Below are 13709 nucleotides of genomic sequence, written 5' to 3'. Positions count from 1 at the left end.
AAAGTAAATATTGGCTATTGTTCTAGATACTTAACTTACAACTCAGCACTCAGCACTTTCTACTCAGCACTCTGTTCCCACTCAGCACTCAGCACTTTACACTCAGCACTAAAAAAAAAAGGCGTTGCCCAGGCTTATAATGATGACTTGGGAGCTTTTCTACGATTGCCGTAGACCGTAGAAAAGTGGAACAAGCTGTTCCACTAGCCTGCATTGATAACTGGGCAAAACCTTTATTGGAAGGGTTTCTTACGCTCTTTCTGTCCACATGATAACTCGATCTTCCATAGGCTGGAATAAATATATCCTATAGGCATGATAGATTGGTATCTATGCCGTAATACCAGTCTATTAAGGAGTTAGGGGATTGAAGCAAGCCACTCTCCATCAGTTAAAAGTATTTGAAGCCGCAGCCCGTCACGGAAGCTTTACCCGTGCGGCTGAGGAACTTTTTCTCACCCAACCCACTGTTTCTATGCAGGTAAAGCAACTGACGAAAATTGTGGGCTTACCGCTATTTGAACAAGTCGGAAAGCGTTTATTTTTGACCAATGCGGGTGAAGAGCTATTTGCAACCTGTCGCGATATCTTTGAGCGGCTTTCGCAACTAGAAATGACTTTATCAGATTTGAAGGGTCTCAAACAAGGTCAACTGCGCCTAACCGTCATTACCACGGCGAAATATTTTGTTCCTCGCCTGCTAGGTCCTTTTTGCCAGCGTTATCCTGGAATTGAGGTTTTCTTGCAAGTCACGAACCACGAAGGGTTAGTGGAACGATTAAACCATAACACGGATGACCTTTATATTCTCAGTCAAGTCCCAACTCACATCGATTTGTGCCATCATCGCTTTTTGGAAAACCCGCTGGTGGTACTTGCCAACCGCAGCCATCCGTTAGTCAATGAAAGTAATATCCCCGTACAGCGTTTGAGTGGGGAACCCTTTATTATGCGCGAGTTGGGTTCGGGAACCCGCGAATCAATTGAGAACTTCTTTAAACAGCACGAAATTAAGGTTCAAGTTCGCTTAGAGTTAGGCAGTAATGAGGCGATTAAACAGGCGGTTGTGGGGGGATTGGGAATTTCAATTTTATCGTTACATACTTTAGCGCTTGAAGGAACCAATAACAAGTTAGCAATTCTTGATGTTCAAGGATTTCCGATTGAACGGTATTGGTATGTTGTCTATCCGAATGGGAAGCAGGTGTCTGTTGTTGCCCAAACGTTTTTAGAGTATCTTCTCAATGAAGGCAAACAAGTCGCTGAAGAAACAGCCGTGCTAAAACTGAATGAGGCGGCAAGTAACTTGTCCAGAAGTACCAGCAAACTTTAGCCTATTTTCACCCCTTTTGTTATTGTTTATTCTCATTTCTCATGCTGAATATTCCGCAACTGCTTGCTCAAGAATTGTCCCTCAAGCTGGCACAAGTGCAGAATGCTCTTGATTTGCTGAATGAGGGGGCAACCATCCCTTTTATTGCCCGATATCGCAAAGAAAGAACGGGTGAACTTAATGAAATTCAACTGCGCGATTTAGCAGACAGGTTTGCCTATTTGACTGAGTTGGAGGAACGCAAGCAAACGATTCTAGATGCGATCGCAACTCAGGGTAAGCTTACAGAGGAACTGAAGGCGAAGATTGAGTCTTGCTTGCAGAAAAATGAGCTAGAAGACCTTTATTTGCCGTATAAACCTAAACGTCGCACTCGCGCCACGATTGCAAAGGAGAAGGGACTAGAACCGTTAGCTGAGTGGATTCAATCGCTGAATCAACCCCAAACCAAAACTGTCGATCTCCTAAAGGAAGCGGCAAATTATATTGATTCAGAACGCGGGATTAAAACCGCCGAAGAAGCCCTAAAGGGGGCTGCTGATATTTTAGCAGAATCCGTGGCAGAAAAAGCGAAGTTGCGGGCTTATTTGCGCGATTATTTATTGCAATCAGGGGTCTTTGTTTCACAGATCAAAAAAGACCATCCTGAAGGTAGCACCAAGTTTGAAATGTATCGCAATTTCCAGGCTAAGGTGAAGGAAATTGCCCCTCACAACCTGTTAGCCTTGCTGCGCGGTGAAGCGGAAGGAATTTTAACCGTTGATATTGACTATGACGAATCCTCAGTTCTCAACTATCTAGAGTCGGAAGAGGTGAAAACGAGAGTTCCGGAGTTACGCCGCTTCTATCAAGAGATGCTAAAAGATAGTTTTAATCGGTTAATGAAAACCTCTTTAATGACCGAAGTCAGAAGCGATCGCAAAAACTACGCTGACTTAGAATCGATTAAAACCTTTGAGAGCAATCTGCGAGAACTGCTACTATCTCCCCCTGCGGGAATGAAACCTGCGATCGCACTCGATCCAGGCTTCCGTACTGGGTGCAAAGCCGTGGTTCTAGACCAAACGGGCAAATTCTTAGAATATCAAACCCTCTTCCCCCATCAAAGCGCCAACCAACGCCAGCAAGCCGGAGAAACCCTGAAAAAATGGATTGCCAAATACCAAATTCAACTGATTGCCATTGGTAACGGTACCGCCTCGCGAGAAACCGATGAGTTTGTCGGCGAAGTCTTGAAATCTTTGCCAACTCAACCGATTAAAGTGATGGTGAATGAATCGGGCGCTTCGATTTATTCGGCTAGCGACGTTGCTAGAGAAGAGTTCCCCGAATTAGACTTAACCGTACGCGGGGCGATTAGTATTGGACGCCGCCTGCAAGATCCCCTAGCCGAATTGGTGAAAATCGATCCCAAATCCATCGGCGTTGGACAATATCAGCACGATGTCGATCAAAAACTCCTGAAAAAGAAACTCGATGAAACCGTAGAAAGCTGCGTGAACTACGTTGGTGTAGACTTAAATACCGCCTCCAAGGAATTGCTCACCGTTGTTTCCGGGATGACGCCAACAGTTGCCAAAAATGTCATCAACTACCGCAACGAGAAAGGAGTATTTAAAAACCGTCGAGAACTGCTCAAAGTCCCCAAACTCGGCCCCAAAGCCTTTGAACAAGCCGCCGGATTTCTTCGGATTCGGGGAGGCGATCAACCCTTGGATAATACAGCAGTTCACCCCGAAAGCTATCGCGTTGTTCAAGCGATCGCGTCTGATTTAAATCTTCCCCTCGCCCAAATTACCCAAGCCTCAGAACGCCTCAAATCGCTAAACCTGCAAAAGTACGTGACGGACACCATCGGTTTACCCACCCTGCAAGATATTATCCGCGAGTTGGAAAAACCCGGACGCGATCCCAGGGCCGAGTTTAAATATGCCACCTTTAAAGAAGGCGTCAACGAAATTTCTGACTTGCAGGTGGGGATGGAACTCGAAGGAATTGTCACGAATGTGGCGAATTTTGGGGCGTTTGTGGATATTGGCGTTCACCAAGAGGGGTTAGTTCACATCTCGCAACTCAGCGATCGCTTTGTCCGCGATCCCAAGGAAGTGGTAAAAGTGGGTCAAGTGGTGAAAGTCCGAGTTCTAGAAGTCAACGAGGCTTTACGACGCATCAGTTTATCGATGCGATCGGCCGATCTCCCTCAGCGCCACTCCAACCGCCAAACGCCTCAACAGAACGCCACTGTAGACGACCTCAAAGCTAGGTTCAACAAAAAAGCCTAACCGATATCATAGAACTGATTGCACCTATCGGCTGTTCTAGAAATCTCAGTCTATTGACTCCCCTGGTGGGAGTCTGCCCTTACTTTTATCTTGTTTTCCTATGCCTAGCTATCCTGGAATCTCTTGCGAAGCCTTTAGACATCCTCTCGATCGCGAGGCGGAACAAGCCTTACGAAACTTTCCCGGTTTCGATCTAATTGCCCGCCGCTTTGTGGAATTTCTCTACGAACGCCCCCAATATATCTTCCTGATGGGGAATAGCATTCAGGTGGGGCCGCGCCAGTATGCCAGTATCTATCAAATTTTTCGCGAATGCACCCGCGATCTCGATATTTATCCGGAACCTGGGTTATTTGTCTCCCAGAACCCCCAGGTTAACAGTTATGCTTTGGGGAAAGAACGCCCCTATGTGGTGCTGAATGCGGGTTTGCTAGATTTGATGAGTGCTGATGAGATTCGCACGATTTTAGCCCATGAGTTAGCTCATATTAAGTGCGGTCACACGATTTTGCTGCAAATGGCAATTTGGGCGATGAATGCCGCTTCAATCTTAGGGGAAATGACCTTTGGGATTGGCAATTTGGTGAGTAGCGGCTTGATCTTCGCTTTCTATGAATGGCGGCGCAAGGCGGAGTTAACTTGCGATCGCGCTGCATTATTGGTGACAGATGACCTAAACTTAGTCATGCAGACCATGATGCGCCTGGCCGGAGGCAGCAACCAGTATGCCCATGAGTTGAACTTAAAGGAATTTATCCGCCAATCTGAAGAGTATCACAGCTTAGATTTAGACGGTCTTAACCAGGTGTATAAGTTTTTACTCTACAACGGCGCTCAAGGTGCCATGTTGAGTCACCCCTTTCCGGTAGACCGTTTAAAATACTTGCAAGAATGGGCTAATTCTGAAGAATACCGCCAAATTCGCCAAGGGAACTATCGGCGATCGCCTGCGGAAGGGGCGGTCAATGTGGAAGTTCAAACCCCCAAAAGCGAAGTCGATCGACTCCGCCAGCAAATTGACGAACTTCAACAAGAGATTAACCGAATTCGGACTCAACAATCTCCTGGGAATACGCCATAACATCTGCGCCTTGCTTGCCTTTAGACCTTGTTCGCTTGCTTTTTATGTTCCATGCCTTTGCTGATTCTTATTGCTGAGGACGATCCAGGGACTCGCCTCGCAATCAGCGACTACTTGAGCTTATCAGGTTATTCGGTGATTGCTGCTCAGAACGGCCAAGAAGCCTTGAAATTGGTGGATGAATATCAACCCCACATGATTGTGACTGATATCGCGATGCCGCTGATGGATGGCTATGAGTTCGTCAAACGAGTCCGCCAACGCCCTGCTTTGCGTCTGTTACCTGTTGTGTTTTTAACGGCCCGGACTTCGACCCAAGAGCGAATTCGCGGCTACCAGTTGGGGTGCGATCTCTATTTGCCCAAACCTTTTGAACTCGACGAGTTAGGGGCTGTGGTGCGAAATTTATTAGAGCGATCGCAGTTAATTGAGTCGGAATGGCGATCGCGCGTTCAAATTACCGAAAAATATCCCGCCCTAGAATCTCCGGTCGCGGAGAGCGAGGTCCAAGACTCAGATGTGAGTCTCACTCAACGCGAACAAGAAGTTCTCAACCTGATCGCGACAGGATTATCCAATATCCAAATTGGCGATCATCTCCACTTGAGCGCTCGTACCATTGAAAAATACGTCACCAGCTTGTTGCGGAAAACGGAAACGAATAACCGAGCCGAATTGGTCAGTTTTGCGATGAAGCATCGCCTGCTCAGTTAATCTGAGTTTGGCGTTGCTTTGCTGCTAAAGGCTGGCTTCCTGTTCTTGCAGGACAAACGCTAGCAAACCCTCGCAAGCATCGAGTAACAGGTCAATGACGATATTAAAGCCTTCTGGGCCGCCATAATAGGGATCGGGGACTTCCTGAAGCGTGAAGCGGGTGCAAAAGTCGCACATCAGACGAACTTTATGGCGATCGCGATCGCTCGGAGCAAGGGCCAAAATATTAGAGTAATTCTCTCGATCCATTGCCAATATCAGATCGAAGGCTGCAAAATCTGCCTTGCTAAACTGACGGGCTTGTCCTTTGAGGGCGATCCCGCGCATCGAGGCTGCCGCCGTCATCCGCCGATCCGGGGGGCTGCCAACATGATAGCTGCTCGTCCCTGCGGAGTCACACAGAATGCGATCGCCCAAGCCCTGCTGCGCGATCAGATGATTCATAATATTTTCCGCAGAAGGCGAGCGGCAGATATTGCCAAGACAGACAAATAAAAGCTTATAGGGCATTGCGTGCTGAATTGTAAAACACACCGAGAGACTGAAGGCGCGGTTGATGCGATCGCACTAAGCGTTCCCTCCTACCTAATTCTGGTGTTCCATCCCTGGATGGGGGGCATTTCGACCCCAAAAAGCGCTGGTTTGACCAGACGCCCCAAACCAGTGCAGGAGGGTTGCCAGGGGCGCTTACAATCCGGGTATATTTAAACCCGACGTTAATTCCTCCATGCGTTGGCGCATGGTCAGGGTAGACTTTTCATAGGCGTCCTTCATGGCAGCCGTTACTAAATCAGAAACCACTTCTGCACTTTCTTGAAGCACTTCCTGTGAAATTTCAACGCGCTGGGGAGCTTGGTTGCCATTCAGCACAACCTTCACTAACCCTCCTTGCGCTTCACCTTGAATTTCGAGTTGTTCCAACTCTTCTTGGAGTTGTTTAGCGCCTTCTTGCACCTGTTGGGCTTTCTTAAAGGCATCGGCCAGTTCTTTCATTTTGCCGAGACCGAAGCCACCAAATCCCTGTCCTTTTGACATAACTGGTTGACTCTGTACTTAGTTTGTTAACGTGCAGGTTAATTCACGCTCCAGCGAGCGTGCTTTTTTCAACCTTAGCATTCTTGTCGCTTGGATATTATCTCACCAAAGGAGAAATCTGCTATCAACCTCGCTCAAATCGCGTTAGATAGACCCTGATGGATAACGTTTCAACCGAGGCTGGGGCCAGTTCCCCACAGCCTTTTAGAATTCTCCTAAAATTTTCACTTCAGGTTCCAGGCGAATAGACCAACGCTGTTCAACTTGCTGCTGGACGTAACGCATCAACTGATAAATATCGCTGGCCGTGGCTTTGCCGCAATTGAGAATAAAATTGGCGTGAAGTTGAGACACTTGCGCGCCGCCAATTTGGTAGCCCTTTAAGCCCGTTTGTTCGATTAACCAGGCTGCCTTATAGGGTTCGGGGTTGCGAAAGACGCTCCCGCAACTGGGTAAATGATAGGGTTGGGTGGTGCGACGGCGTTCTAAGTGGGCTTCGGTGGTTGCCATCACCCGTTGGGGATCGCCTCCGGGTTGCAGTTGGAAGGTGGCTTGGGTGACGACGCGATCGCCTCCTTGCAATCGCGAGGTGCGATAGCGATACCCCAACTCGCTTACCCCCAGACGAGCCGCATTTCCCGCCGGGGAGAGAACATCCACATCAACCAAAACATCAGCAATGCAGCTTTCGTGAGCGCCCGCATTCATGACGATTGCGCCGCCTACGGTACCGGGAATCCCCACGGCCCATTCCAAGCCCTGCCAGCCGCGTTGGGCAACCAGGCGAGCCAATTGAGCGATGGGAACGCCCGCCCCGGCTTGGACTTGAGCGATTTCGGGATCGAAGCGGATGTGGCGCAGGTGGCGGGTTCCGACCACCAGACCGGGCAAACCGCGATCGCTCACCAGCAAGTTAGAACCTGCCCCTAAGACAATAACGGGCAAGCCTTCTGACTTTGCCCATTCCAAACTAATTTGTAAATCTTCAGGGCAGCGAGGGGCGACATACCATTGCGCCGGCCCGCCAACGCGATAGGACGTTAAGCCCGCCAGGGAAACCTGGGGTTTAATTGGGCAACCGCTGCCGGGGAGGTAGAAGGGGGTTTTAGCCGCTGGGGGGGTAAATTCTGGGGATTCTAAGGGAAACTCAACGGAGGAGGCGTCATCCCTTAGCGCGCTCGTCTGCCCCATTTCTGAAACCTTGGAGTCAGCCACCCATGCTTCTAGGGGGTGAGAGGCTGGAGAGGTGGATTTCCGAGGGGTCGAAGTTGGGCGGACACTGGGGGGGTCATAGGAGATAGTCATGATTGAAAGTTGAAATCTGTATGCTCAAAGCAGTGGATAGCTGGGTTGGAGGTTTGACGAAGCGATTGAGTCACAACCAGAGGTGCCTTATGCCAGATTGCATCCATCTCTCGGCAGGCTTGCATCCGCCGATTGGTAGGCCGCAATCATCTCTGGAATCACTGAATTCAGATTTCCGGCTCCCAGAAATAACGCTAGATCCCCAGGTGAAAGTGTTTGGGTCAGAAACTGTTTAACCGCGTTTAAGGTGGGTTGATAGTGAACCTGCTGATGGTATTGGGCAATAGACTCAACCACTTGCTGACCGCTAATTTGGTCAACATTGGGTTCGCCAGCGCTGTAGATGTCGGTGACGACTACGCAGTCAGCTTGGGCAAACGCTTGAGCAAATTCGTCAAGTAGGGTGGTTGTTCGCGAATAGCGATGCGGTTGAAAGATGGCAACCACGCGACGATTTTTGGCACTCAGGCGAGCGGCAGCTAAGGTGGCGCGAATTTCACTAGGATGGTGAGCGTAGTCATCAATGAAGGCGATCCCATTGGCCGTTCCCCGCCATTCAAAGCGGCGTCTTGCCCCTTCAAAGGTGGCGATCGCGCACGAGATTGTCGCAAAATCTAGTCCGAGGTCGCGCCCAACCGCAACCGCCGCTAAGGCGTTACTGAGATTGTGTTGACCTAGCAAGCGGATGCTGAGGTTTCCTAGGAGTTTTCCTTTTTCCCAAACGCGAGCGGTGGTTCCTTCTGCCCCATAAGCGGCAAAATCAACGGTGTAGTCGGCTTGAGAATCGCGACGGAGACTGTAGGTAATCTCAGGCTGAATGCGATCGCGTACGAGTTCGCAGTCAATACATCCCACCACCTTTTTACACTGCCGAGCAAACACTTGAAAAGTTTCAATCACTTGGTCGAGGGTGGTGTAGTGATCGGGATGATCCAATTCGATGTTGGTAATAATGCCGATTTCTGGCGAGAATTTAACCAGCGAACCGTCTGATTCGTCGGCTTCGGCCACCAAGTATTCTCCTTCTCCTGCTCTGGCGTTGCCTTCCCAGCTATTGACTTCTCCTCCCACAACAATCGTGGGGTCAAGTCCTGCTTGCAGCAGCAAATAACCGATTAAGCTACTTGTTGTGGTTTTACCGTGCGTCCCGGCGACTGCAATGGAACGCTGCTCTTGAATTAAAGCGGCTAACACGTCGGAACGGTGATAGATCGGGCAACCGAGTTCTAGGGCTGCTCGATATTCGGAATTGCTGGTATTGATTGCTGTTGAGCAAATCACTTGCGGCAATACATCAGGATTCAGCACAGAAGGGGTCAAGGATTGAGCGTCCTGACTCTTCGATGAATTCAAGGCTTGTTGAAAGTATTCCAGGTTGGTCGCGTCTTGACTCCAGAAAATGTGCGCTCCCAGCGTTTGCAGCCGCTGAGTAATGTGGCTGAGACGAATATCTGAACCAGACACGGGTAGCTTACGCTTGACCAAAACGTAGGCTAGAGCTGACATACCGATTCCACCAATTCCGATGAAGTGAAACGGTTTACCGCTGAAATCTACAGAATTCAGCATCATATCTCCTTAACACACCACACCACACCAATAACACGCGATATCATATCAAGAATTGCTTTGAATGCAATAGAATTAGAAGTAATAAATTACTCTAGCCAAAGATAGATCTTTCCCCTCATCAAGGGGAATTGCCGACAGGGGGAACAAAGAGCCGGATTTTTCTATCGCGAAACTCTATTGTTTGATTTATACCGCATTCGGCTCGATAAGTCAGGAATCCTGGAAGGGGATTTCCTGACGCGCTTCTAGGGAGTAGGCCCAAACTATGCGATCGCTGGCAATTTGGGGCGGCAGTTTTGACCCCGTACATTGGGGACACGTACAGGTGGCAGAAGCCGCGATCGCGCAAGTTGAACTCGAAGCGGCGATCTGGGTTCCCGCTCGCTGTTTGTTCCACAAGCCTCGAAAAGGGGTCGCCTCTTTTGCCGATCGCCTGCACATGGTTGGTTTAGCGATCGCCCATCGCCCTCAGTTTTGGTTAGTTCCCCAAACCTCAGACCTCACCCGTTCTGATTACGCCATTGATACGTTACAGGCTCTACAAATCTATTATCCTCACCGTCAGTGGTATTGGATCGCTGGTCTGGATACCTTTCGCAGTTTGCCTCGCTGGTACCGTCGCCGAGAACTGGTTGCTCAATGTCAATGGTTGATCGCGCCTCGTTCTCTCGATTCTAAATGCACAACTCAAGAAGTTTGTCAACAGGTCGAGCGCCAATTGGCTCAAGAAGCAATCGTCCTGCGATGGCAAATTTTACAAATGCCTGAGATTGAGATTTCCTCAAGCCAGATTCGTCACGCTCAAAAATGGGGTCAATCCATTAGCGATCGCGTCCCGGAAGCCGTTGCCCGTTATATTAAAGAAAACCAGCTATACCGCGATCCCCCTAGAAACTGAACTTTCGCCTGAACTCAGCCGAGGCGATCGCACTCAACTCAAAACACTCCCAACAGGCGGTCAGAAAGAGGGTACAGTTTTATGGTATCTTCAACATCGAGGATACAAATTTTTAGGGGTATCGCGAGTATTGCGCCCTTCAGCGTCGCAGGCGATGCAATGCGATCGCCTAAAATGTTGCGCGAAGATGTAGCTTACTCAGAACCCTCACCATCTTCAAGAAGGCATTGACAGCCTCACGATAGTAACTGGCATTTTATTGAATACACAGAGGGCAAGACGCAGTGATTAGAGTAGCGATCAATGGTTTTGGACGCATCGGACGTAACTTTATGCGATGCTGGTTGGGAAGAGAAAATAGCCAGCTCGAACTCGTTGCTATCAACGATACCTCTGACCCAAGAACCAATGCTCACCTGCTAAAATACGACTCCATGCTGGGCGTATTGAAAGGTTATGACATCAGTGCTGATGATAACTCCATTACCGTTGATGGTCGCACCGTTAAATGCGTATCGGATCGCAATCCCTTAAACCTGCCTTGGGCAGATTGGAACATCGATCTCATTATCGAATCAACGGGCGTCTTTGTCTCTGAGGAAGGAGCATCCAAGCATATCCAAGCAGGTGCAAAGAAAGTTCTGATTACAGCACCCGGTAAAGGTGGAAACATTGGCACCTACGTCATGGGCGTGAACCACGACCAATACGATCCCAGCGCCTATAATGTTTTGAGTAACGCAAGCTGCACCACCAACTGTTTAGCCCCCGTGGTGAAAGTGCTGAATGACAAATTCGGCATTATCAAAGGCACCATGACCACCACCCACAGCTATACTGGCGACCAACGCTTGTTAGATGCTAGCCACCGGGATGTGCGTCGGGCGCGGGCTGCGGCATTAAACATTGTACCGACCTCCACAGGTGCCGCCAAAGCAGTCGCTTTAGTTATCCCCGAACTTAAAGGTAAACTGAACGGGATTGCGATGCGCGTTCCTACCCCCAACGTCTCAGTTGTTGACTTTGTGGCTCAGGTAGAAAAGAAAACCTTTGCTGAAGAAGTCAACGAAGCCCTACAAGAAGCAGCACAGGGCCCGATGAAAGGTATTTTAGACTATAGCGACCTAGAGCTAGTCTCCTGTGACTATCGCGGAAGCGAAGCCTCTTCCATCGTTGACGCTAGCCTGACAATGGTCATGGATGGTGACTTAGTGAAAGTGGTTGCTTGGTACGATAACGAGTGGGGTTACTCTCAGCGCGTTGTTGACTTGGCTGAGTTAGTCGCTCAGAAGTGGCAGTAGTTAGTGCAAAGTTCCGAGTTCCGAGTTCCGAGTCAGAAGAGAGTGCTGAGTAGAAAGTGCTGAGTGCTGAGTGGGAACAGAGTGCTGAGTGGGAACGAGTGCTGAGTTCTAAGTTAAGTATCTAGAACAATAGCCGATTTACTTTCTTTCCCCCCATCCCCCCACCTCCCCATCTCCCCACCCTCTTTTCCCCAACTCCCAACTCCTAACTCCCAATTCCCTTTCTTCCTCAAGCCTCAGAAACGCAACTCGGAATCAACAGGGGGGTAAAAGTCCCTTTCCAGAATTGGAGGATAACTCGTCCGACTTCTTGGGGATAGAAGTAGTGAAAGAAGTGGTAGCCTTGGGGAGCTAGCCAGATGCGATCGCTCTTTTTAAGGTGTGATTTCCATCCCACAATCTGCTGGCTATCGACAATGGGATCGTTTTGACTCCCGCACACTAACAAAGGGACAGATACTGTAACTGGCGGTAAACTAGCCCGTTTGTACAAGGAGTGAGGAGAGATGGAGGTGTCTAAGTCGCGTTCTAGCAGACTCACGATTGCTTGGGCTGTACCTTGACTCTGCTGCCCTAAGAGGGTATGTACCATTTGGGTGAGAACTTGGTAGCGGCTACAGGGTAGCAGTTGACGTAAAACGTAGTAGTGTGCGTGCCAGTTGAGCGCCGGATGAACGCCAACCCCCAGTAGGGTTAGAGATTTCACTTTTTCAGGATACCGAGCAGCGTAGAGCAAGCCGAGCAACCCCCCGGTACCATGTCCAATCAGGTGAATTTTACGATTCCCACCAGGATTACCTAATGGAGACGCTTCGCGAATGCTGGGCGAATCGTTATTGGTCAAATAGTCATGCAATAATTCAAGTGCTATCTCTAGCGAACAAGGCTCATCAGCAGATTGATAATAAGTCCATTGCCCGATTCTGAGATGTTGCGATAGGTGCTGCAATAAAGGTTGATCGAAGGATTGCAAGCTAGGGTTAGTAGTTAACCATAAACATTCGGGTTTTTCTGACATTTAAATTGACCTCAAGTCTTTGAAAAGTTTTGATTTTACAAGCCTTCTTTTTGAAGAAAGAGATAGACAACACCGAAACTCGGTTTAGTTGTTGCCCAAAAATAACAGCAGCACTGATATCGATCGATTATTTACCGCCCCTAAGCTACACCAACACCACTTTTGACCTATTCCATAAATGACTAACTTCTTGTATTTAAATCCAAGATGGGCAGCTCTTTTTTGAAACTGGTTTTTGACAAGGGGGTTTAATCTTATCTAAGTTAATTTGCGGATAGTCTGTGGGTTCAAAGTCTACGCAGTTCCAAGCCGCCTCAGATAATGCTTTGCAAGGACGTACCGTACACTTTAAGCGATAATCGCCCGTATAAAACGCGCACTTTGTACAAGGAATCTGATGCAACCGTCGCAATCTAGAAAAAGCTTCCTTAGCCGCCAGCCAAATACTCCAAAGAAAACTAAGCCCTAAAACAATTAATAAGGTGTAGTAGAGAGGAGAAAACCAGTTGACTGTCATGATTTTGCCGAATAGATTTCAGGAGGTGTAGAGGAAGTTACTCTATGTTTTTTCGGTCTAAAAAAAGGGTGGAGAGAATTTAACTCAATAGTTTCCTCGCTCAACCTACCCACTTCATTGGGAGTTATAGACTAAATTCTCGTTTGAGTTGAGCAACCCACGCCTTAACTCGTTCTTCGGTTAATTCCGGTTGGTTGTCTTCATCAACTGCTAGCCCAACAAATTTCCCATTTTTGATGGCTTTAGATTCTGTAAAGTCGTAGCCTTCCGCCGACCAATACCCGACTGTGGTTCCACCTAGTTCGGAAATCTTTTCTTCCAAAATTCCTAGAGCATCCATAAAGTTATCGGCATAGCCTACTTGGTCTCCCGTCCCAAAATAGGCAACCTTTTTATTGCTAAAATCAATCTCGTCAAGTTGTGGAAAAAAGCCATCCCAGTCGCTTTGCAACTCGCCAATGTTCCAAGTCGGACAAGCAACAATCAAACACTCGTAGTTTTCAAAGTCACTTTCATCAGCACTAGAGATATCGTGTAGCGTGACAACCTCTTCGCCTAACTCTTGCTGAATCATTTCAGCAACTGATTCTGTTTTACCAGTCGTTGTCCCAAAAAATAAACCAACTTTAGACATGAATAATCCTAGGATAGTG

13 protein-coding genes are annotated in these 13709 nt (G+C 48.4%); 6 read left to right on the top strand and 7 right to left on the bottom strand.

All coding sequences use genetic code 11. From position 1 onward, the window contains the following. Positions 1 to 367: 367 nt before the first annotated feature. The 4 genes from QQ055_RS07580 to QQ055_RS07565 all read left to right on the top strand — a co-directional run bounded on the left by QQ055_RS07580 (position 368) and on the right by QQ055_RS07565 (position 5410). Positions 368 to 1333: a LysR family transcriptional regulator gene (locus QQ055_RS07580; protein ID WP_283359909.1), complete on the top strand. Its 966-nt coding sequence runs from the start codon at positions 368 to 370 to the stop codon at positions 1331 to 1333. 41 nt (positions 1334 to 1374) lie between these two features. Next, complete coding sequence (locus tag QQ055_RS07575; protein ID WP_286004490.1) at positions 1375 to 3615, top strand: Tex family protein; 2241 nt, start codon at positions 1375 to 1377, stop codon at positions 3613 to 3615. A gap of 100 nt (positions 3616 to 3715) precedes the next feature. Continuing rightward, the gene (locus QQ055_RS07570) at positions 3716 to 4696 is read left to right on the top strand and encodes a M48 family metalloprotease (protein ID WP_286004489.1); all 981 of its coding nucleotides are present in this window, start codon (positions 3716 to 3718) and stop codon (positions 4694 to 4696) included. A 51-nt stretch (positions 4697 to 4747) separates the two neighbouring features. After that, positions 4748 to 5410 (top strand): response regulator transcription factor, encoded by a 663-nt coding sequence (locus tag QQ055_RS07565; protein WP_283359911.1) that lies wholly within the window; start codon positions 4748 to 4750, stop codon positions 5408 to 5410. Between the two features lie 24 nt (positions 5411 to 5434). Here QQ055_RS07565 and QQ055_RS07560 read toward each other — a convergent pair whose 3' ends face one another. The 4 genes from QQ055_RS07560 to murC form a co-directional block, all read right to left on the bottom strand. Further along, positions 5435 to 5920 carry a low molecular weight protein-tyrosine-phosphatase gene (locus QQ055_RS07560; protein WP_283359912.1) on the bottom strand — a complete coding sequence of 162 codons (486 nt, stop codon included), beginning with the start codon at positions 5918 to 5920 and terminating at the stop codon, positions 5435 to 5437. A gap of 177 nt (positions 5921 to 6097) precedes the next feature. Then, a complete protein-coding gene (locus QQ055_RS07555; protein ID WP_069968610.1) occupies positions 6098 to 6445 on the bottom strand; it encodes a YbaB/EbfC family nucleoid-associated protein in 348 nt (115 codons plus the stop codon). 204 nt (positions 6446 to 6649) lie between these two features. After that, positions 6650 to 7636: a UDP-N-acetylmuramate dehydrogenase gene (gene murB, locus QQ055_RS07550; RefSeq protein ID WP_432806008.1), complete on the bottom strand. Its 987-nt coding sequence runs from the start codon at positions 7634 to 7636 to the stop codon at positions 6650 to 6652. A gap of 201 nt (positions 7637 to 7837) precedes the next feature. Next, on the bottom strand, positions 7838 to 9319 hold the full coding sequence (gene murC, locus QQ055_RS07545) for a UDP-N-acetylmuramate--L-alanine ligase (protein WP_286004492.1): 1482 nt from the start codon (positions 9317 to 9319) through the stop codon (positions 7838 to 7840). Between the two features lie 268 nt (positions 9320 to 9587). On the opposite strand from murC, the gene nadD reads away from it, so the two are divergent. Then, positions 9588 to 10220, top strand: coding sequence for a nicotinate (nicotinamide) nucleotide adenylyltransferase (gene nadD / locus QQ055_RS07540; protein WP_286004488.1), 633 nt, complete (start codon positions 9588 to 9590; stop codon positions 10218 to 10220). A gap of 284 nt (positions 10221 to 10504) precedes the next feature. Further along, a complete protein-coding gene (locus tag QQ055_RS07535) occupies positions 10505 to 11521 on the top strand; it encodes a type I glyceraldehyde-3-phosphate dehydrogenase (protein ID WP_283359915.1) in 1017 nt (338 codons plus the stop codon). Between the two features lie 229 nt (positions 11522 to 11750). On the opposite strand, the gene QQ055_RS07530 is transcribed toward QQ055_RS07535, so the two are convergent. From QQ055_RS07530 to fldA, 3 genes are all read right to left on the bottom strand, one after another. Then, entirely contained in the window at positions 11751 to 12539 is a 789-nt protein-coding gene (locus tag QQ055_RS07530; protein WP_283362128.1) for an alpha/beta fold hydrolase, read from the bottom strand. Positions 12540 to 12735: 196 nt separating this feature from the next. After that, positions 12736 to 13056, bottom strand: coding sequence for a hypothetical protein (locus tag QQ055_RS07525; RefSeq protein ID WP_286004487.1), 321 nt, complete (start codon positions 13054 to 13056; stop codon positions 12736 to 12738). A gap of 124 nt (positions 13057 to 13180) precedes the next feature. After that, positions 13181 to 13690 carry a flavodoxin FldA gene (fldA, locus tag QQ055_RS07520; RefSeq protein WP_283362127.1) on the bottom strand — a complete coding sequence of 170 codons (510 nt, stop codon included), beginning with the start codon at positions 13688 to 13690 and terminating at the stop codon, positions 13181 to 13183. Positions 13691 to 13709: the final 19 nt, after the last annotated feature.

The organism is Geitlerinema calcuttense NRMC-F 0142 (assembly GCF_030285425.1).
The sequence above is the reverse complement of the archived record's forward strand: the minus strand, read 5'-3'. Positions and strand labels throughout refer to the sequence as shown.